This is a genomic window from Dongia sp., assembly GCF_041909655.1.
Lineage (GTDB): Bacteria > Pseudomonadota > Alphaproteobacteria > Dongiales > Dongiaceae > Dongia.
On record NZ_JAYRDA010000001.1, the window covers coordinates 36,514 to 56,123 of the forward strand.

Consider the following 19,610-nt stretch of genomic DNA (forward strand, 5'->3'; position numbering starts at 1 on the left):
ACGGGGAAAGCTAAAAAGCCGCCAGCGCCTTTTCGAGCGCGCCGAAGGGCAGCAGCACACAATCGCGGCGCGACTTCGCCAGATGGACCGGCGTGAAAATGGCGAGCTCGGCAAAGGCTTCGGGCAGGGCCGTCCCATCCTTCATCAGCGCGGTCACGGCGGCGATCATTTCGCGCGCCTGCGCCGGTGTCGCCCCTTTGAGTTGGCCGGCAATGGTGGCGGCGGCAGCTTCGCAGAGCAGGCAGCCTTTGACCTCATGACCGATACCGGTGATATGCCCATCGGCGATTTTGAGATCGAGCGTCACCCGGTCGCCGCAAAGGGGATTGTCGAGCCGCGCGCTGGCATCATGCGGATCGAGCCGGCCCTTGCCGAGCCCGGAACGGGCGCGGGCGACCAGGGCTTCGTGATAGAGTGCCTGGCTCATGGCTCCCGCTCCGCCACGATCTGGCGATAGGCTTCCGGCGTGTCGACATCGACGAAGATCTCGCGCGCCGCCGCCGGCACTTCCACCACTAATTCGGCATTCCCGGCGATGATGTGGCGGGCGCCCACATCGCCGTCGAGGGACAGAATCTCGCTGAAGAAGCGCCGATCGAACAAGGCCGGATTGCCGCGTTTCCCGTCGGCGATGGGGAGGACGATGGCGCGGCCTTCCAGTGGATTATAGGCGCGCATCAATCCGCGCATCAGCGTGTCCGAGACCTGGGGCATGTCGCCCAGCAGGATGAGGGCGGCATCGGCTTCGGGCGAGAGCGCCCTGATGCCGGTCTTGAGCGAGGCCGCCATGCCGAGCGCATAATCGCGCGCCTCGACGATGCGGATGGGTTCGCCGGCGAGCGCCGCCTTTACCTTGCCGGCCTGATGTCCGGTCACCACGACGATCTCGCTGAATCCGGCGCGCCGCGCTGCAGCCACCACATGGGCGACGATCGGGCGCCCGGCGAGATCGAGCAGCAGCTTGTTGGCGCCCATGCGGCTGGAGCGGCCGGCGGCCAGCACGATGGCGGCGATTTTGGGAGCGCCGGCGGGGATCTGGCCTTCGCGCGGCTGCGGGCGGCTGGGGATCTCGGCCAGCAACCCGCCGATGCCGAGCTTGCGGATGTCGTCCGGCGTGATGGCGAGGCCTGCCAGCAGGCGCTGCATCACCCAATCGCAACCATTGAGCTTAGGCGAACGCACGCAGCCGGGCAGACCCAGCACCGGCACCGCGCCGATATGAGCGAGGAGCAGCAGATTGCCGGGATCGACCGGCATGCCGAAATGATCGACGGCACCTCCCGCGGCTTCGATGGCGGCCGGGATGACATCACGGCGGTCGCTGATCGCCGAGGCGCCGACGATGAGCACCATCTCGGCGCCCTCAGCCAAAGCGGATGTGATCGCGGCGGCCAGTGCCGCCGGCTGATGCGCGCAGCGCGCGATCACCGGGGCCACCTGGTTCATGCCGGCAAGACGCTCGGTCATGATGCGCTCGGTCTTTTCCAGCACGCTCGGCTTCACGCCGGAAAGTTCGGTCTGGATGAGAGCCACGCGATGCGGGCGGTAGGGATGCAGTTTCAACAAGGCATCCGCCGCCCCACGAATGATGCTAAGTGCTTTATCGAGTGGCTCGCGCGGCACCGCATAGGGAATGATCTTGATCGTCGCCACCATCTGTCCCACGGACACCGTCGCCAAAGGCGGCAATGTGGCGATGGTGATGGCTTCGTCGATCCCGTTGAGGGCGTCGAGGGCGGCTGTGTCGAGTACCAGCACGCCGGCTTCGGCGGCATGGAGATTGACCCGGCCGGTAAAGGCGGTATCGGCCTTGAGGTGAGAGCGATGTGTGAGGAGCGCCTCGGCCAGTTCCTGCGCGGCGGCGTTCTCGGCAACGTCGCCGGTTTCCAGTTTCGCCACGGTCATGCTGGCCAATCCGGCGGCCTTCATCAGCGCGAGATCGTCGGTCGAGAGGACGCGGCCTTTCCGGAACATCTCGGTGCCCACGCGCTGGCTATGGGCCAGAATGGCACCCTGGCAATCGCCAAGCGGCAGGTCCGCAAAAATCATGGCTGGGCGTTCAGGCGGCGCCGCGCCGTCAATTCGGCGAGGACGGAGATGGCGATCTCGGCCGGCGATTTGGCGCCGATGGCCAGGCCCGCCGGACCGTGAATACGCGCGAGATCCTGCGCGCCGAAGCCTTCCGCGCGCAGGCGCTCGAGGCGGCTGGCATGGGTCTTCTTGCTGCCCAAAGCGCCGATATAGAAGGCATCGGAGCGCAAGGCGGCGATGAGGGCCGGATCGTCGAGCTTGGGGTCGTGGGTTAGCGTCACGACGGCGGTGCGGAAATCCGGCTGCAAGGCGGCAAGTGCATCATCCGGCCAGTCATTGCTGAGGGCCACACCGGGGAAGCGGTCGGCGGTGGCGAAGGCACCCCGGGGATCGATCACGGTCACGTCGTAACCGGCCAGTGCCGCCATCGGTGCCAGGGCTTGCGTGATATGGACCGCGCCGACGATGAGCACGCGCGGCGCCGGGTTGCGCACCAGGACGAAACAGCGTTTGCCGGCGATCGTCAATTCGCCGCTGCGATCCGCTTCGATCGCCGCGCGGATGTCGGGCTCAGCTTCCGCGCGCAGGACCAGATGCTGCGCGCCGCTCATCAGATCGGTGATCAGCGCCACGGCCTGCCGTTGCGCTGCCAGTTCCTGCAGGCGCTCGATGGCGGTAAGTTTCATTCCACGCGCTCGACATAGATCTGCAGCTTCCCGCCGCAGGCGAGGCCCACCTCCCACGCCTGTTCGTTGGTGACGCCGAAATCCAGGAGGCGCGGCTTGCCGTCGGCCATCACCTCGATCGCCTCGCGCACCACGGCACCTTCGACGCAGCCGCCGGAAACCGAACCCAGCATGCGGCCCTCATCGTCGACAATGAGCTGACTGCCGGGCTGGCGCGGTGACGATCCCCAGGTGGCGGTCACGGTGGCGATGGCGACGCCATGGCCGGAGCGCTTCCAATCGGCGGCGATGGCGAGCAGATCCTGATCTTCGGTCGATGTCATGCGGCCCTCATTTCCAGCCGCGCCCGCCCCGGAGCCGAAAGGACGGCGGTGAGCGCCTGCATGCTGTCTAGATTATGGATTGCCCGGAACTCGTCAACGTGGCGGATCATCACCCGAGGTCCCTGGCTGATCGGCTGATAGGCCTCGAAGCGGAGCAGGGGATTGAGCCAGATCAGGCGCCGGCAGGATTTGTGAAGCCGTTCCATCTCGGCTTCCAGCACCTCGATCGCGTCGCGGTCGAGACCGTCGGTGATCAGGAGCACGATGGCGCCCTGGCCCAGCACGCGGCGGCCCCAGCGGCGGTTGAATTCCGCAAGGCTCGGCCCGATCCGCGTGCCGCCGGACCAGTCCAGCACATGGCGGGCGACGCGGTCGAGCGAGACGTCGACATCGCGCTGCTTCAAGTCGCGGGTGATGTTGGTGAGGCGGGTTCCGAAAAGAAACGTGTGCACCCGGTCGCGGTCGCTGGTGACGGCATGAAGGAAGTGAAGGAAGAGGCGCGAATAGCGGCTCATCGAACCGGAAATGTCGCACAGCACCACCAGAGGCGGATGCCGCCGCTTGGGGCTTTTCAGTTTCAGCGGAATGGCGCCGGCATTGCGCAGACTGGCGCGCAAAGTGGCGCGAAGATCGACCCGTCTTCCCCGGCGGTCGGGTCGGTGGCGCCGGGTCGGTACTTCCATGATGGGCAGGCGGAAATGGCGGATGAGCTGTTTCGCCTCGGCGATCTCGGCCGCGCTCATGCGCTCGAAATCCTTGGCCTGGAGCAATTCGCGGTCGGAAAAAGTGAGGCTGGCGTCGAGCTCGATCTCTTCGCCCTCGGGCGCTTCCGGTGCCTGGTGGGGCCGGTCGCCCGCCATCGCATCGGCGACACGCGGCGCCAACTCCTCATCCTCGGCGCTGGGCTCCTGTTTGAAGCGCGGCAGCAGCAATCCCATGATGCGGTTGAGGAGCTTCGGGTTGCGCCAGAAGACGTGGAAGGCCTGGTCGAAAATCTCGCGCTGGTCGCGCCGGTTGACGAAGATCGCGTGGAGCACCCAGTAGAAATCCTCGCGGCTGCCGATCCCCGCCGCCTTCACCGCGGCGATGGCATCCAGTGTCTGGCCGGGACCGACCGGCAGGCCGGCGCGGCGCAAAACCCGCGCGAAATGCAGGATGTTTTCGTGGAGGCGCGAGGCCGTCGCCGCGTCGCTCACCATGTCCGGGGTGACTTCCGACATGATGTCAGACCTGCGCGGCCGCGGCCTGCAGGCGGGCGGCGGTCATTTCCTGGCGGATCTCTTCCAGGATTTGTGCTGCCTCTGTGCCGCGGATCTTGGCGATGTCGTCCTGATATTTGAGGAGGGCGCCCAGGGAATTGTCGATCGTTTCGGGGCTCAAGGTGGTCTGGTTGAGCTGGATGAGGGCATCCGCCCAATCGATCGTCTCGGCGACACCGGGCAGCTTGAAGAGATCGCGCTTCCTGAGCTTCTGGACGAAGGCCACCACTTCCTGCGTCAGATCGAGCGAGGCGGCGGGCAGCTTGGTGCGCAGGATCTCGAGCTCGCGCTGGGCGTTGGGATAATCGACCCAGTAGTAATAGCAGCGCCGCTTGATGGCGTCGTGAATCTCGCGGGTGCGGTTGGAGGTGATGATGACGATCGGCGGCTCGGCCGCCTTGATGACGCCGATCTCGGGGATGGTCGCCTGGAAATCGGAAAGCACTTCCAGCAGGAAGGCCTCGAAGGGCTCGTCGGTGCGGTCGAGCTCGTCGATGAGCAGAACGGGTGCCCCGCGTGGATTGGGCTCCAGCGCCTGCAGCAGGGGCCGCTTGATCAGGAAGCGCTCGGAAAAGATATCGGCGGCCAGTTTGCCGCGGTCGCTTTCATTGGCCGCCTCGGCAAGGCGGATCTCCAGCATCTGGCGTGCGTAATTCCACTCATAGAGTGCCGCCGCGACATCAAGACCCTCATAACATTGCAGGCGCAGGAGATCGCGGCCCAGTGTCAAACTCAGCACCTTGGCGATCTCGGTCTTGCCGACGCCGGCCTCGCCTTCGAGAAAGAGCGGGCGCTTCAGTTTCAGCGCCAGGAACACCGCCGTCGCCAGGGCACGGTCGGCGACATACTTCCCCGCGGCGAGCAAATCCTGCGTCGCGTCGATGCTGGCTGGCAGAGATGCTGCCGGCTGGATTGTCACTTCTGCTTCCAGGCGCCGCTGGCATCCATATAGAACATGCCGGGGCTCAATTTCTCGCGGATGATCTTTTCCGCGGTCAGGGCGCCGATCTGTTCGATCGGCACGCCCTTCTCGTTGGCGATCTTCTGATAGGCTTCGCGGCGCTGGCGGTTGATGCTGTCGGCAAGCGACTTGATGCTGGCGGGCGCGCCGGCATCGACCACCGCGACATAACCGTCGGGACGCTCGCCGATCTGGCCGGCGGCGCGGGCATCATCGAGCGCATCGGCCGCAGCCGGGGCGGCGGCCAGCGTCAGGCCGCCGATGGCCAGCGAGAACGCGATCAGGAACGAATGTAAAATGCGCATGGAGGGATCTTTCCGGTTCAGAACAGGGCGGGATTCGATTGCACGAGGTCTTCCACATCCTTGTCGACCTTGATGCGGACCTCCTGTTCGATCTTCACGTTGAGATTGATCACGATCGGCTTGTCCGGTGCCTCGACCTTCACGGTCGGGTTGCAGGCGGCCAAGCCGAAGGCCATCAACAGGATGGGGGCGAGCAGGATTACCCGGGATTGCGCTGGTTGCGGCACGTTGTGGCCTTTCATCATTGCCTCCCGGCCCATCACGGCGCCAGGTTCTCAAGCTGTTCTTGGATCATATCCGGCACCTGGTACCCGGCCAAGCCCTCGCGCAGGGCCTCATCCAGGCGGCCTTGGATGGTCAGATTGAATTCCACCGGATAGCCGTCATAGAAGCTGGGGTTACTGCCGGAAATATGCAATCCCAGACTGACATCGCCGGTCAGTTCCCGGGTCAGATTCAGGATCAATTCTTTGTAATGGAAGTCGGACAGGGCCTGTAGCGCCATGGCGATCGATTCGCCGGCACTCTGCAGGGCGAGGGGCGCTTGATCCCGGTCATAGCGCAGAACGCCGGGTGCGTCGGCGCGGAGCTCCGCCGCCGGAATGGCGATGCCGCCGGGAAAGATCGAAACCGGCACGGCGCCCGAGATGGTGCCTTCGCCGCTCAAGCCCGCGACACCGAGGCTGGCGAACAATTCGTTCACGGAAATTTGTTGCACTGTCAGGCGGAGATTGTGGACCGGTGCATCGATGTCGAGGGTCACCGGTTCCAGGCGCATTTCGCCGCCGCTCATCTGCAGCCTCGATTCCGCGAGATCGAGGCGCTTGCCATCACTGACCTTGAAGCGGAACAAGGCATTGGTGAGCGGCAGGCCGATATCGGCGCGTTCGATGGCAATCGCCTGATCCGGCTTGGTGGAAAGTGGCCAGGGCTTGTCGATGGTGATCACGCTGTTGACGTTGAGAAGCTGCACCGGACCGACCTTGCCGGAAAAGTTCTCGATGCCGAGCTTGAGGTCGGAGGTGAGATCACCCTGCGCGAACTGGATCGGCCCCGCTGCCTCGACGCGGCCGGAAATATCCTCGAAATAGCCGCGCAAGGGCGGAAAGAGATTGTAGGGCTGCAGGCCGCCTTGAGTGAAATCAATCGGCGCCAGCGCAAGATCGATTTCGCCACTCCCGCGCGCGAGATCGGCCTTGCCGGTGAGCTGCAAATCGATCGGCTGGTCGGTGCCGCGAAAACGCGCGGTGAATCGCGCGGCATCGCCGACGAGATTGGCGCTTGCCTCAGCGCGCAAAGGCACAAAGGCACCAAGTCCGGCGACGGCATTGCTGGAGAGCTTTGCCGCGAGGCCATTCTCATCGAATTGGGCGTTCAGGGCGACGCCGCCCAAGGTGATGCCGTGCAAGGGCGCCACCATCTGCGCGCCCGCTAGATCGAAGGCGGCGGTCGGAGGGATCGTGGAATCATAATGAGCTGAAAGGGCGGCACTGGGCATGACCAGGATCAGTCGGTCGCCGAGCGCCTTCGGTTCAAGGGCGATACTGGTCTTTCCCAGTTTCAGTGTGACGTCGGCCACAATCCGGCCGGTCTCGTCGCGGGTGAGATGCAAGGCGGGCGTCTCGCCGGCGGTGAGGCTGAGGGCGAAGCCGTCCGGCAAGGCCATGTCCGGCGAGAAGTTGACCCGGGCCGCCTGAAGAATCGCGGGTTCGGGCAATGTGATGTCGAGTGCGAGACCGCCATCCGGCTGCAGAAGACCGGCGAGATCGGTGGTGAGGGCGAGGCGTGGCTGCTGCAATTGCCTGTCGCCACCGCCGAAGGCCGCGAGCGGCAGAGCTTCGCCTTCTCCGGCGAATGTGAGGCGGCCGGTGATGCTGGTCTGCGCCGCTGCGCGCCGGATCGCAAGATCGCCGCCGATCCTGCTGCGCCAATCCGGCGCGAGGCCGCCCGTAAGATCGCCGGCAATGTTGCCGATCGTGGCGCCCGATCGGTCGAGGGCGATATCGGCTGTGACCTCGCCGTCAAGCGGCGCCGGCAGACCGGGATAGGCAAAGCCGCCGGCCGTCACCTTGCTCGCGATGGCGAGGCTGTATGTCTGCTGCCAATCGGCATCGGTGCGGATCTGTGCTGCCAGATCGAGGCGCCCTTCCAGCGGCTGGGCCAGACCGGCGAAATGCCAGAGCGCCGATTGCGCCGCGAGGCTCATCCGCAAGGCGCCACTGGGCGGCGCCCCGTCGGTAGCGAGGGAGAGCGCGATGTCGGCATCGATCCTGGCGAGATCCCGGGGCTCGGCCAGCGAGAAATTGGCGATCACGGCCTGGTTGTCGAGCGTTGCCTGGCCGTTGCCACGCAGCAATCCCGCCGGCGATTGCAACTCCACCTCGATTGTCTTCACCAGGATGGTGGGGAGGGGGCGCGTGGGTGCGTCGGCATCGCTTTCGCTCGATGCCAGGAGATTTTGCAGCTCGGCGATCAGCGGGTCGAGCTCGCCCAGGGTGAAACCCTCGGCATAGGCGGCCCTGAGACTGACGCGGTCAATTTCGACGCGTTCGAGGGCTTGGGTCCAGGGATCATAGGCCAGAGTGATGCCTTCGATCGTGAGGGCGCCGCTCTCGCCCAGTCGGATGTTGTCGATGCGGCTCTGCCGCCAATCCAGCCGACTCATGCCGAGCTCGGTCGGCACCGCCAGCCGGTCGGTCAGGAGGGTGGGTGCCAGACGATTGACGAGGTCGAGGCGGAAATAGAGTGCACTCAATCCCGCCACGATCAGCAGCAGGAGCAACCAACCAAATGAGCGCCGCAGGAATCGCCCGAACCCGCGCTTTTTTGCGGGGGCGGTGGCGAGATCGGTCTCTGGCGATATCCGTGTCATGAACGCTCGGGTCGCAATGTTGCACGCTGACGGCGCTGCCGGCGGCCACTCTATCGGGCAGCGCGCCGCATGGCCATATGCGAGCGGCAGTTTGGCTCTTGCGAGGCGGATGGCGCCACAGCAGAGTAGGCCAGCATGAAGAATCTGGAAGGCGCTGGAAACATGGGTAAAGCGGGCCTGTTGCTATCCCTGGTGCTTGCGGCCCTGCCATCTGTCGCCTGGGCGGAGGGACGGTCGGATTCCGGCCCGCTGCAGCCAACCGAATGCTGGTTCAAGGTGCCGGATTCCCGCGAGGTCGAATGTTTCAGATTGCTTGTGCCCGAAACGCGCGATGTTTCGCTGCGGCAGCGAACCGACGGGGCCATCTTCTATCTCGACCTGCCGGTGGTGATCGTGCGCGGAGAGGGGGAGGAAGGCGAGGTGCGGCCGGACCCGGTCGTCTATCTCTCCGGCGGTCCGGGGGATGGTGCCTGGGTCGATTCCGACCGCATCGAATGGTGGTGGGATTTCATCGCCGACAATGACTGGCTCTCCAGCCGCGACTTCATCCTGTTCGACCAGCGTGGTTCAGGCATGAGCAGTCCGCGGATCGATTGCGACGACGCGCAGGAGGTGGCGCTGCGCTTGCTGGGGCTGCCGGATGCGGCGGCCGACAAGCTGGAAACTGAATCGACCAGCACATGCGCCGCCGCGATCAAGGCCGGCGGTCATGACGCCGCCGCCTATACCAGCGCGGAGAATGCCGAGGATCTCCACGATCTCTTCCGCGCCTTGCGGATCCCGAATTGGAATGTCTACGGCCTTTCCTACGGCACGCGCCTGGCGCTCGAATACATGCGCCGCCATCCCGGCGACATCCGCAGCGTCATCCTCGATTCCGTCCTGCCACCGCAGGCGCAATTCTTTGAGGACGATGCCGCCAATACCGACCGCGCGTTCCAATATCTGCTGGCACGCTGTGTCGCCGAGGAGGATTGCGCGCGCGACTATCCCGATCTCGGCCAGCGCCTGCTGGCTTTGGTCGAGCGCCTCGATGCCGCGCCGCTGATGATCTCGCGGCCGCATCCCGAGGGGGCGGCCGGATCGGTGCGGCTGCGGATCGACGGCAGCCAGCTTCTCTACCGGCTGTTCGGCATGCTCTATAACCGCGACGACATCGCCTATGTGCCGCGCCTGATCGACGCCTATGACCGTGGCATCGGGGAGGAGATCGCGGCGGATCTCGATCTCTATCTGGCGGATATCTATGGCCGCGCCGATTTCGGCGACGCGATGTTCCTCTCGGTGCAATGCTTTGAGGAGATGCCCTTCAACGATCTGGCCAAGGCCGAGGCGGCTTATGCCCAATATCCCCTGACGCGCGGCATGGCGCTGTCGGGTGAATCGTCGACCTATGGCGCCATCTGCCAGACCTGGCGTGAGGCCGCCGGTATCTCGCAGCTCCGCGCGAGCGACAACGAGCCGGTGACGAGCGATTTGCCGACACTGATCCTGGCCGGCGCTTACGATCCGGTGACGCCGCCGGCCTATGGCCGCATGGCTGCGGAATTTCTCAGCCGCAGCTTCTATATCGAGTTTCCCGATCTGGGACATGACGCGATCGGCAACGATTCTTGCGCCAATGCGGTCGCGGCGGCCTTCCTCGACGATCCCATGACCCAGCCGCGACCGGGTTGTCTCGAGGATCCCGACCCGATCAGCTTCGTGGCCCCGGCCGAGGATTGACCGCCTCTAGATAAGTTCCGCCCGGCCACCGTGATTGTCGAGGTAATTGACGAGGGCGGCGACGACGCGCCGGTCGAAGGCCTTGCCAGAGCCCTTCATCAGGTTCTCGATCGCGTCGTCGATGCTGAGCGCCGAGCGGAAGGCGCGCTCGCTGGTCATGCCGATGAAGGCATTGGCGACGGCGATGACGCGGGCCGTGACGATGATGTCGTCGCCTGCCAAGCCCGGCGGCTGGCCGGATCCGTCCCAATTCGCCTGCGCCTGCCGGAGGGTGAGGACCACGGGTCCGTCGAACTCGATCCCCTGCAAGAGATCGGCGCTGGTCTGGATCGAATTCTTGATCATGTCGCGCTCGGCATCGGTGAGCTGACCGGTCTTCGAGAGCACATCCTGCGGGATGAGAATCTTGCCGAGATTGAGCAAGTTGCCGGCGATGTTCGCCGTCTCGATTTCAACCTCGGTCAGGGCCATTTCCCTGGCGACGGCGCGGGCCACCTTGGCCACACGCGAGGAATGCTGGGCGGCGAAGGGATCGCGCTTGTCGACCACGTCGACCAGCGTCTCCACCAATTGATTGAGGGTGCGGGCGCGGCGCTCGCGTTCGGTCACCACATCGGTGATGTCACGCTCGACCGTGAGCACGCTCTGCTCGTGGCCGGCATCGTCCTTCAAGGGGATGTGCTCGGATTGCACGACCTTGACCTTGCCGCCTTCTTCGGTGCGGGCGACGTTCGAGACCTCGTGTTTCAGTTCGAGGGCTTCGTGGTTGAGCGTCACGTAACGCTTGGCCGCGGCCGGCCCGAGCACGTTGGTGATCGGCTTGCCGATCATCTCGGCGGTCGGAATCCCGGCCGCCTTGGCGGCCTGGCTGTTGGCGAAGCGATAGCGGTCCTGGGCGTCCAGGATGAAGATCTGTGTCGGCTGGCTGTCGGTCACCAATTGCAGCAGGTTCTTCTGGCTTTCGAATTTGCTGGCCATCTGCTGGAACTGATGCGCGGCTTCGGAGGCGCGGCGCGACGAGCCATGGCGCCAGACCGCGACGATGATCACGGCGACCAGCGCCACGGCCAGGAGCAGATAGATGGTGAGGTTGCGGAAGCGCGCCTCGGCCGCTCCCAGGGCCTCGTCGTAATCGATCGTATAGACCAGCGACCAGGGCACCAGATTGAAGCTGCGTCCGGTCACCAGCACGCGGGTGCCGGCGGCATTGCGGCGGTCGGTGGCGAAGGCGCCGGGCTTGGCGGCGGCGAAGGCGGTGTCGAGATCCGGTGTGCTGGCATCCAATTCGATCGCCATCGGCTTGCCGTTCTCGTCGGGCGAAAGATAGGTGATCTTGTCGTCCTTGGCGCGGACCAGAATGGCCTTGGCGCTGGCGCTGGCCTCGCCGGGCTGACGCAGCAGGGGGAACAATTCGCTGGCCACCTCCTTGATCCCCAGAATGACGCCGATCTGTTCGGCCTGGGCGCCTTCCGATTGCGCCGCCACCAGCGGCACCAGAAAGGCCATGCTGGGATTGCCGCGGGCATTCAAGGTCATGTCGCCGATGACGCGCTGGCCGCGGGTCTGGCCGGCAACGAAGGCGGCCAATTCGCCGCTATAGGGAGGTGCCCCCGGGGAAGCCGCGACGACATTGCCGTCATTGTCGATGATAAGGAGCCCGGCGGCCCCGGTCTCGGCGACATTCGCGGGCACCGAGCCCGCCGATTCCGGCAGGGTGAAGCCGGTGCGGTCGGCCGTCACGGTCAGGAGGTTGCGGAGGTAATCGCGCAGGGCTTCGACCTCCTCGGCGACGCTGGGATCGCCGGAAAGCTCGCTGATCTGATCGGTGTAGATCTGGACGGATTCATTCTTGGCGAGGCCGCCCAGCTCGTCCAATTGCCGGTTCAACCAGCGATCGACATCCGAGAAACGGCTGTCGGCCACGACGCCCATGCGCAACTGCCACTGGGTTTCCTCGCGCTCGCGCTCCTGTGCCACGAAATAATTGACCGCGACCACGCCGATGATGGCGACGAGCAGCAGAATGATCGCCGGAAAGATGATCCTGAGATCGAACCTGGCTTTCTTTTCTTCAATGAGGGCGGCGGTCGTCGTGGAATCAGCCAAGTCAGGTCTCCATCGTCCCAGGTTGGGCGTTCGGTCGGATCGTTAAATCAATGGGTTGGCAGAATGAATGTATTTGCTACATTAGCATGCTGTTTGGGCGGCGCCAATCGTGGCTTTGCGCTTTACGGCAACCGGGCCTTAGCTTCGGGCCGACAAAGGGATTTTGAGCCAGATGAGCCGCGCGCGGACGGGACGGAATCAGGGCAATGGGGGACGGGCCGGCAAGGCGCTGGCGCTGAGCCTGTTGCTGGCGACCGTCCTTCTGGGGACGAGCGCCGGCGAGGCCGAAGCGCGCAAATACCCGAAGATCTTCGGCTCGATCGAACTCCCATCCAAGAATCTGAAGAAATTCCCGAAGTGGCTGGACATGGTCGGCCGCTGGAAGAACGGCGCGCCTTGTGAATCGGACACCTGCACGGCCAAGGGCTGGCAGGGCCTGGTCGACAATCTCAAAGGCAAGGACCGCCTCACCCAGATCAAAGAGGTCAACAAGCTCCTCAATTCCAAGAAATACATCATCGACATGAAGAATTGGGGGCTCGAGGATTATTGGGCCACCCCCTATCAGTTCCTGCGCAAGAACGGCGATTGTGAAGATTATGCGATCGCCAAGTTCATGGTGCTGAAAGAACTCGGCGTGCCGATCGAGGACATGCGCGTGGTGGCCTTGCAGGATCTCAATCTCGGCGTCGGCCATGCCGTGCTCGTGGTCTATGACGGCGACGATCCGCTGCTGCTCGACAACCAGATCAAATCGGTGGTGCCGGCCAATACGGTGAAACATTATCAGCCGGTCTATTCGATCAATGAAAAGGGCTGGTGGCTGCACCGCAAGTAGCCGCCGCGAAGCACGATATCCCCAGCGACAGAATCACGCGATATCGCTATGCTGTCATGGTTAAGGAAGCATTTCCCAGCCAATATGGCTGCGGCACTCCAGGGGCGGGATTCGGGGGATGAGCGAGCGGTCTAGGGATGGACGCAAAACCAGCGACGAAGAGATGCTGGTCGATTACGTCGAACGGTTGGAACGGCACCGCGCCGGCAGGCGCGCGGTCCAGATTCATTTGTCGCAGTTGCGGCCCTATCATCTGCGGCCGCACCATCTGCGCATATCCAAGCAGGTCTTCGAGCCGCTGGTGAAGCGGTTCGAAGCCGGTATTTTCCAGCTTTGGAACAGCGATCTCGTCGTGCTGACCAAGGGTGCCGGCGAAGAGGATATCGAGGGTTCGATCCGCGATATCAAGAAGCTCTTTGCCAAGGACCCGCTGTTCACGGCACCGCCCGGCAGTGCCCGGACCACCCCGTTCTGCGAGTGGTACGATATCGAGAGCGAGTGGCAGGTCTTTGTCGATCTCTGTCGCGGCCATAATGAGAACCGGCGCAAGGCAGCAAGCCCGTCCGGCGCGGCCAAAGCCAGTCTCATCGAGAATCTGATCGGGCCGGCCGTTCTGGAAAAGCTCGAGAACGCGATCGTCAATGCCGACCTTGCCAATGTGCTGCGGCGCCAGCAGGTCTTTGCGATCATCCCCGGCGCCAAGCCGGCGCCGATCCTGACCGAGCTTTTCTTCTCGATGCCGTTCCTCGCCCAGACGGTGGCGCCCGGCTACAATGTGACCGGCGACAAATGGCTGTTCCAGCATCTGGCGCGGGTGCTGGATGCGCGCATGCTGGCCCTGATGCCGCGGCAGGACTATCAGCCGATGCTGAAGAACGCGAGCCTCAATCTGTCGCTGGCGACCGTGCTCTCGCCGGAATTCCTCGATTTCGACCGCGCCACCAACAACAAGGAGCGCGGTCCCCTGGCGATCGAATTGCCGGCGCTGGATTACTTCAGCGACCCCGACGATTTCACCTTCGCCCGCGACTTCCTCAAGGAGCGCGGCTACAAGATCATCCTCGACCAGGTCAAACACGAATTGCTGCCGATCCTGGACCGCGACCGGCTGGATGTCGATCTCGTCAAGGTCGTCTGGTCACAGGCCTTCTATGACGATTGCTCCGGCGACCAGGCCGAGGACATGCAAAAGGCCATCGACCGGATCGGCCGCGAGCGCATGATTCTGTGCCGCGTCGACGCCGAGGAAGGGATCGCCATCGGCCAGAAACTCGGCCTGTCGCTGTTCCAAGGGCGTCTTCTGGATGCGATGAGCCAGGCCAAGACCTGACACATTTCCTTTAGGCCTGACCTGAAAAGAAAACGGCCGCTTGCGCGGCCGTTTTTTCGTTTGCCCGGAATCGGGTGGCTTTATTCCATCAGGCGCCGCCACCAGCCGCGCTTCTTGGGCTGATTGGGGTCCTCGGCATTGTTTTCCAGGCTCGTCGCGGCGACGGTGGTTGCGACCGGAGCTGTTTCAACCGGGGCCGCTTCGCCGATCGCAACGTCCGGCGTCTCATCTTCGCGCGCGCGGCGCGGTCGCCGGGTCCGGCGCGGCTTCTCGCTGGGTTCTTCTGCGGCACTCTCGGCCCGATCTTCGAGGCCGGGCGTGACGGTGGATTCCGTGACGGTGGGTTCGCTGCGCCATTGCGGCGGCAGGGCTTCGGCATCCTGCGGAATTTCCGGCTGGTCGCCGCTGCCGGCGAGAACGGCATGGCTCACGCCATCGCCCTCGATCGCGGTGCCGTTATGGTTCTCGGTCCCGGAGGCCTGGGCCTCGCCGGTGCCTTCGTCCTGGTGGCGCTTCGAGCGGCGACGACCGCCACGGCGGCCGCGGCGGCGGCGGCGGCGCGTTTCCTCGCTGTCGCCGGCAGCATTGTCGCTGCTGCCGGGGGCGCCGTCATCCTCATCACCCTCGTCCTGATCGTCATTCTGCGCGGCCGCTTCCTGGCTGCGCGGTCGGTCTTCGAACGCAGCCTCGCCGGTGCGGGGCGCGGTGTCGTCCTCGCCATCGCTCGCGGCTTCGGTCTGATCGGTGAATTCGTCGGCCTGGAAACGGCCACCACGACCGCGGCGGCGGCGGCCACGCCCACGGCCGCGACCACGGCCCTGGCCACGTTCGGCATTGTCGTTATCGGCAGTCTCTTCGCCGCCGGCATCGGCTTCTGCGGCCGAGTCAGCCTCGTCGCTTTCCTCGATGATGTAATCGTCATCCTCGCCTTCGTCGAGGTCGACATCGATCACCCCCGGCAAGGCCGCGGCCGGCAATTCCTCGCCCGGCGCCAGTTGCTTCAGGCGCTCGAGACGGAAGTCCGGCGGCATCAATGAATCATCGGCGCTGAGATAGATGCGCACGCCGCGGCGCAGTTCCAGTTGCGCCAAGGCATGGCGCTTCTGGTTGAGAATGAAGAGGGCGACGGCGGTCGGCACATGCACGGTGACGCCGGGCGCCGGATTGCGCGTGATCTCTTCCTCGACCATGCGCAGCACATGGAGGGCGGTCGAATCCACCGAACGCATGCGGCCGGTGCCGTGGCAATGCGGGCAGGTCGCGGTCGAGGCTTCCTCGAGGCTGGCATGGAGCCGCTGGCGCGACATTTCCAGAAGACCGAAGGACGAGATGCGGCCGATCTGGATGCGGGCGCGGTCGTTCCTGAGCGCGTCCTTCATCCGGCGTTCGACCGCGGCGTTGTTGCGGCCTTCATCCATGTCGATGAAGTCGATGACGATGAGGCCGGCCAGATCCCGGAGGCGCAACTGGCGCGCCACTTCGTCGGCGGCTTCGAGATTGGTCCGGAGGGCGGTTTCTTCGATATTGCGTTCGCGGGTCGAACGGCCGGAATTGACGTCGACCGCCACCAGCGCTTCGGTCTGGTTGATGACGATATAGCCGCCCGAGCGCAGGGTTACCACCGGATGGTGGATGGCCGCGATCTGGCTTTCGATCTGATAGCGCTGGAACAGGGGCAGCGAGGGGTCGCGGTAGAACTGCACCTGCTTCGACTGGGCCGGGGCCAGCATCCGCATGAAGGACTTTGCGGATTTATAGGCTTCGGCGCCGGCGACGATGATGTCGCCGATGTCGCGGGTATAGAGATCGCGGATCGAGCGCTTGATGAGGCTCGCTTCTTCGTAGATGAGGGCGGGCGCGCTGGAGCGCAAAGTCGTTTCGCGAATCTCGTCCCACAGGCGCAGCAGGTATTCGAAATCGCGCTTGATCTCGCTCCGCTGGCGTTCCATGCCGGCGGTGCGGACGATCACCGCCATGCCTTCGGGCGGATCCAGCTCGTCGACGATCGACTTCAGGCGCTTCCTATCGGCAACCGAGGTGATGCGGCGCGAAATGCCGCCGCCGCGATCGGTATTGGGCATCAGCACGCAGTAGCGGCCGGCCAGCGAAAGATAGGTGGTGAGGGCGGCACCCTTGTTGCCGCGTTCTTCCTTGGTCACCTGCACCAGCAGAATCTGCCGGCGCTTGATGACTTCCTGGATCTTGTAGCGGCGCAGATGGCGCTGGCGGCGGCGGCGCGCGGAATCGTCGTCGTCCTCGGCCTCGTCATCCTCGCTGGCTGCGGGCGCTTCGCCGCCCACCGTATCGATCACTTCGGGCGGCTGGGTCACTTCGACGATATCGCCACGCTGGGTCGCGGGCAGATCGTTTTCGGATGTGGCTTCGGCGGGATGGCCGTCCTGCGGGTATGGGACAAAGTCATCGGCCTGAGGCTGCCAGGAATCTTCCGTGTTGACGGGCTCGCTCTGCAGGCTGTCATGGGACGCCGCCAGCGGCATCACATGCGGGCGTTGTGGCTCGGCCTCGGCCGCTCCCGCGGCCGCGGTGTCGAAGCTGGGCGCGGAGACGGCCGCTTCGGAATATGCCGTGCCTTGATTGTCCGCGAAGGCCGGCTCGGCGCTTGCCGCCTGGACCTCACGGGATTCATCGGCCCGGAGTTCATTGGTGGGGGCGGCGAAGAGGTCGGCGCCTGGATGGCTCCCCGGATGGCTCCCCGGATGGCTCTCTGGGGCGGCTGCAATCGATTCCGAATCGGTCGTCGCGATTGCCTGGCCGATCTCGCCACCGCTTACGTCGGGCGAAACCTGATCGTCACGACCATGATCGTGGCCGTTGCTATCCTGCGGGCTGTTGCCGTCGCGGGCATCGCCCTCTTCGGCCTCGGCCTCTTCCAGTTCTTCACGCAGCAGGGCTTCCCGGTCGGCGACGGGGATGCGGTAGTAATCCGGGTGAATTTCGCTGAAAGCCAGGAAGCCATGGCGATTGCCGCCATATTCCACGAACGCCGCCTGAAGCGACGGTTCGACCCTGGTTACCTTGGCGAGATAGATATTGCCTTTGAGAGGATGGCGGCTTGCGACTTCGACGTCGAATTCTTCAAGCCTGCGCCCGTCCACCACCGCAACTCGGGTTTCCTCCGGGTGGGTGGCGTCGATCAGCATAATTTTGGTCATGGGTGAAAAGCTCCGTCACGCGCCCAGCATCGACCGCAATGGCTGCGGTCGGCGGCGCGAAGTTAGTTGGCGAATAGCAGGGTGGCGTCATGTCAACCTGTTGTCTTGGCGACAGCGCAAATGTCGACTCCGGCCCGTCTCAGGTAGGGAGCGATCTTGCCCTGCGCAAATGCGCTGCCTCAATGACGACCCACCCCGCGCCATATTTCACATGGATTGGAGTGTGTGTTGGTCGACCGCTGAGGGTCACGACCGATCGCTGGCTGCGTCTTCCAATCCGCCATATCGGCGGGCCGGAATCGTCGCCCACGACCTCGGAAAGTCACCATAGAGGCGGCTGAGCGGCAACACAACTGCAATCACGGTTGCCCGCAATCGGGGGCGAAAGGCGCCGAGAAGGGCCGGTCGAAACGTGGCCCATCTTAATAACTTGTTGCCTTTCAGTGGGTTATGGGTTTTAATTGCCTGAGTTTCACGCAACATACCGGCAACATGCGGAAGTTCAACGCTTTTCTGTCGCAGACAGGCGGCCCTGCCCGAATCGGCAGGACTCTCCTGCTGGCCATTCTGGTCGCTGCCGCCGGTCTGTGTGGAATCGGCGCCGAGCGCGCTTGGGCCAAATCGGCGGTGACTGATGCGCGGCTGGGGATCGAGGCCGAGCGAACCCGGGTGGTTCTGGATCTCACAGCCGCGACCGGCTACAGCCTCTTCGTTCTGGGCGATCCGCACCGGGTGGTGATCGATCTCGACGAGGTCGATTGGCAGATCCCGGCCGGGCGCGTGCTGCAGGGCCGTGGCCTGGTCAACGCCATGCGTTACGGCCTGTTCAAGGTCGGCACGTCCCGCATCGTCCTCGATCTTTCCGCGCCGGCCCGGGTTGCCCATGTCGTGCAATTGCCGGCGGCGGAGGGTCATCCGCCGCGCCTGATGATCGATCTCGTCGCGGCGGCGGATGGGGATTTCCGCCGCCAGATCGGCCGCACCCTGTTCGCCTCGGACGGCACGGCCAGCCCGATCCTGGTGGCCGCGGCCGAGGTGGTGCCGGCGATCGCACCCGCCATCGTCCCCACCGCGCCCGAGCCGGTGGCCAAGCCGGTCCTGGCCTCGGTCGGATCGGCCAGTGGATCAGCCAGTGGATCGGTGGTCGACCCAGCTACCAATTCCCAACCCGCCTCCCGGGAAATGCCGAAGGTAACGCTGCCCGCGACCGGATCGCTCGATCAGGCCGCGGCCATCATCCTGCCCATGCCCAAACCGGGTGGGGGAGGAGCGCCGGGCGGGGAGGGGGTGAAGAAGAAACCCCTGATCGTGATCGATCCCGGCCATGGCGGTATCGATCCCGGGGCGTTGGGCAATGGCACCAAGGAAAAGACCATCACACTCGCCGTCGCCAAGGCTTTGCAGAAGGAATTGGAGGCGACCGGCCGGTTCCGCGCGGTGCTGACCCGCGACAAGGACGTCTTTCTGCCCCTGCGCGACCGCTTCCGGGTGGCGCGGGAAAACGGCGCCGAGCTGTTTATCTCGCTCCATGCCGACAGCCACGCCAATGCCAAGACCCGGGGCGCCTCGGTTTATACCCTCTCGGAAAAGGCATCGGATGCCGAGGCGGCGGCCCTGGCCGCCAAGGAAAACAAATCCGACGTCATCGCCGGTGTCGACCTCACCCATGAGAGCAAGGTGGTGAGCGGCATCCTCATCGACCTTGCCCAGCGCGAGACCATCAATCTCTCGGCGCGCTTCGCCAAGATTCTGGTGGGTGCCCTGAAGAACGACACGCTGATGCTGGGCAACAGCCACCGTTTCGCGGGCTTTGCCGTCCTGAAGGCCCCGGACGTGCCCTCGGTGCTGCTGGAAATGGGTTATATTTCCTCGGACGAGGACCAGCAATTGCTGACCAGCAAGAAGCACCAGAAGAAGCTTGCCAAGGCGATCACCAAGGCCATCTCCAGCTTCTTCGACTGGCATGACAGCGTGCGCGGTTCCTGACCGCCCGGCCCGATC

Annotated in this window: 15 protein-coding genes; 4 read left to right on the plus strand and 11 right to left on the minus strand. The window is 64.5% G+C overall.

All coding sequences use genetic code 11. The features are described 5' to 3' along the window. Positions 1-10 precede the first annotated feature (10 nt). The 9 genes from ACE3PR_RS00195 to ACE3PR_RS00235 are packed head-to-tail and all read right to left on the minus strand — an operon-like array spanning position 11 to position 8,437. Entirely contained in the window at positions 11-427 is a 417-nt protein-coding gene (locus tag ACE3PR_RS00195) for an iron-sulfur cluster assembly scaffold protein (RefSeq protein ID WP_374366812.1), read from the minus strand. Continuing rightward, complete coding sequence (locus ACE3PR_RS00200; RefSeq protein ID WP_374366814.1) at positions 424-2,049, minus strand: NTP transferase domain-containing protein; 1,626 nt, start codon at positions 2,047-2,049, stop codon at positions 424-426. Before ACE3PR_RS00200 ends, ACE3PR_RS00195 begins: the two co-directional genes overlap by 4 nt. Further along, positions 2,046-2,717 (minus strand): XdhC family protein, encoded by a 672-nt coding sequence (locus ACE3PR_RS00205; RefSeq protein ID WP_374366816.1) that lies wholly within the window; start codon positions 2,715-2,717, stop codon positions 2,046-2,048. Before ACE3PR_RS00205 ends, ACE3PR_RS00200 begins: the two co-directional genes overlap by 4 nt. Then, on the minus strand, positions 2,714-3,040 hold the full coding sequence (locus ACE3PR_RS00210) for an XdhC family protein (RefSeq protein ID WP_374366818.1): 327 nt from the start codon (positions 3,038-3,040) through the stop codon (positions 2,714-2,716). Before ACE3PR_RS00210 ends, ACE3PR_RS00205 begins: the two co-directional genes overlap by 4 nt. Next, positions 3,037-4,260, minus strand: a complete 1,224-nt coding sequence (locus ACE3PR_RS00215; protein WP_374366820.1) for a VWA domain-containing protein — start codon at positions 4,258-4,260, stop codon at positions 3,037-3,039. The genes ACE3PR_RS00210 and ACE3PR_RS00215 overlap by 4 nt, the downstream gene beginning before the upstream one ends. 4 nt (positions 4,261-4,264) lie before the next feature. After that, positions 4,265-5,218 carry an AAA family ATPase gene (locus ACE3PR_RS00220; RefSeq protein ID WP_374366822.1) on the minus strand — a complete coding sequence of 318 codons (954 nt, stop codon included), beginning with the start codon at positions 5,216-5,218 and terminating at the stop codon, positions 4,265-4,267. After that, positions 5,215-5,565 carry a YdbL family protein gene (locus tag ACE3PR_RS00225; RefSeq protein WP_374366825.1) on the minus strand — a complete coding sequence of 117 codons (351 nt, stop codon included), beginning with the start codon at positions 5,563-5,565 and terminating at the stop codon, positions 5,215-5,217. Before ACE3PR_RS00225 ends, ACE3PR_RS00220 begins: the two co-directional genes overlap by 4 nt. A 17-nt stretch (positions 5,566-5,582) precedes the next feature. Beyond that, positions 5,583-5,810, minus strand: a complete 228-nt coding sequence (locus ACE3PR_RS00230) for a YnbE family lipoprotein (RefSeq protein WP_374366826.1) — start codon at positions 5,808-5,810, stop codon at positions 5,583-5,585. Positions 5,811-5,824: 14 nt separating this feature from the next. Continuing rightward, complete coding sequence (locus ACE3PR_RS00235; RefSeq protein ID WP_374366828.1) at positions 5,825-8,437, minus strand: YdbH domain-containing protein; 2,613 nt, start codon at positions 8,435-8,437, stop codon at positions 5,825-5,827. 135 nt (positions 8,438-8,572) lie between these two features. On the opposite strand from ACE3PR_RS00235, the gene ACE3PR_RS00240 reads away from it, so the two are divergent. Further along, entirely contained in the window at positions 8,573-10,162 is a 1,590-nt protein-coding gene (locus ACE3PR_RS00240) for an alpha/beta hydrolase (RefSeq protein ID WP_374366830.1), read from the plus strand. Positions 10,163-10,168: 6 nt separating this feature from the next. Here the strand turns inward: ACE3PR_RS00240 and ACE3PR_RS00245 are convergent, their stop codons facing one another. Continuing rightward, entirely contained in the window at positions 10,169-12,268 is a 2,100-nt protein-coding gene (locus ACE3PR_RS00245) for an HD domain-containing phosphohydrolase (RefSeq protein ID WP_374366832.1), read from the minus strand. Positions 12,269-12,440: 172 nt separating this feature from the next. On the opposite strand from ACE3PR_RS00245, the gene ACE3PR_RS00250 reads away from it, so the two are divergent. Beyond that, positions 12,441-13,106, plus strand: coding sequence for a transglutaminase-like cysteine peptidase (locus ACE3PR_RS00250; protein WP_374366834.1), 666 nt, complete (start codon positions 12,441-12,443; stop codon positions 13,104-13,106). A gap of 118 nt (positions 13,107-13,224) precedes the next feature. Then, a complete protein-coding gene (locus ACE3PR_RS00255) occupies positions 13,225-14,436 on the plus strand; it encodes a hypothetical protein (protein ID WP_374366836.1) in 1,212 nt (403 codons plus the stop codon). An 80-nt stretch (positions 14,437-14,516) separates the two neighbouring features. On the opposite strand, the gene ACE3PR_RS00260 is transcribed toward ACE3PR_RS00255, so the two are convergent. Beyond that, positions 14,517-17,609, minus strand: coding sequence for an Rne/Rng family ribonuclease (locus ACE3PR_RS00260; RefSeq protein ID WP_374366838.1), 3,093 nt, complete (start codon positions 17,607-17,609; stop codon positions 14,517-14,519). Positions 17,610-18,101: 492 nt separating this feature from the next. On the opposite strand from ACE3PR_RS00260, the gene ACE3PR_RS00265 reads away from it, so the two are divergent. Continuing rightward, positions 18,102-19,595: an N-acetylmuramoyl-L-alanine amidase gene (locus ACE3PR_RS00265; RefSeq protein ID WP_374366840.1), complete on the plus strand. Its 1,494-nt coding sequence runs from the start codon at positions 18,102-18,104 to the stop codon at positions 19,593-19,595. The last annotated feature ends 15 nt before the right edge of the window (positions 19,596-19,610 follow it).

Excerpts from the sequence above, each read along its gene's own strand:
- ACE3PR_RS00195 (WP_374366812.1), bottom strand. The coding sequence starts at position 427 with ATGAGCCAGGCACTCTATCACGAAGCCCTGGTCGCCCGCGCCCGTTCC.
- ACE3PR_RS00200 (WP_374366814.1), bottom strand. The coding sequence starts at position 2,049 with ATGATTTTTGCGGACCTGCCGCTTGGCGATTGCCAGGGTGCCATTCTG.
- ACE3PR_RS00205 (WP_374366816.1), bottom strand. The coding sequence starts at position 2,717 with ATGAAACTTACCGCCATCGAGCGCCTGCAGGAACTGGCAGCGCAACGG.
- ACE3PR_RS00210 (WP_374366818.1), bottom strand. The coding sequence starts at position 3,040 with ATGACATCGACCGAAGATCAGGATCTGCTCGCCATCGCCGCCGATTGG.
- ACE3PR_RS00215 (WP_374366820.1), bottom strand. The coding sequence starts at position 4,260 with ATGTCGGAAGTCACCCCGGACATGGTGAGCGACGCGGCGACGGCCTCG.
- ACE3PR_RS00225 (WP_374366825.1), bottom strand. The coding sequence starts at position 5,565 with ATGCGCATTTTACATTCGTTCCTGATCGCGTTCTCGCTGGCCATCGGC.
- ACE3PR_RS00230 (WP_374366826.1), bottom strand. The coding sequence starts at position 5,810 with ATGATGAAAGGCCACAACGTGCCGCAACCAGCGCAATCCCGGGTAATC.
- ACE3PR_RS00235 (WP_374366828.1), bottom strand. The coding sequence starts at position 8,437 with ATGACACGGATATCGCCAGAGACCGATCTCGCCACCGCCCCCGCAAAA.
- ACE3PR_RS00240 (WP_374366830.1), top strand. The coding sequence starts at position 8,573 with ATGAAGAATCTGGAAGGCGCTGGAAACATGGGTAAAGCGGGCCTGTTG.
- ACE3PR_RS00250 (WP_374366834.1), top strand. The coding sequence starts at position 12,441 with ATGAGCCGCGCGCGGACGGGACGGAATCAGGGCAATGGGGGACGGGCC.
- ACE3PR_RS00255 (WP_374366836.1), top strand. The coding sequence starts at position 13,225 with ATGAGCGAGCGGTCTAGGGATGGACGCAAAACCAGCGACGAAGAGATG.
- ACE3PR_RS00260 (WP_374366838.1), bottom strand. The coding sequence starts at position 17,609 with ATGACCAAAATTATGCTGATCGACGCCACCCACCCGGAGGAAACCCGA.
- ACE3PR_RS00265 (WP_374366840.1), top strand. The coding sequence starts at position 18,102 with ATGCGGAAGTTCAACGCTTTTCTGTCGCAGACAGGCGGCCCTGCCCGA.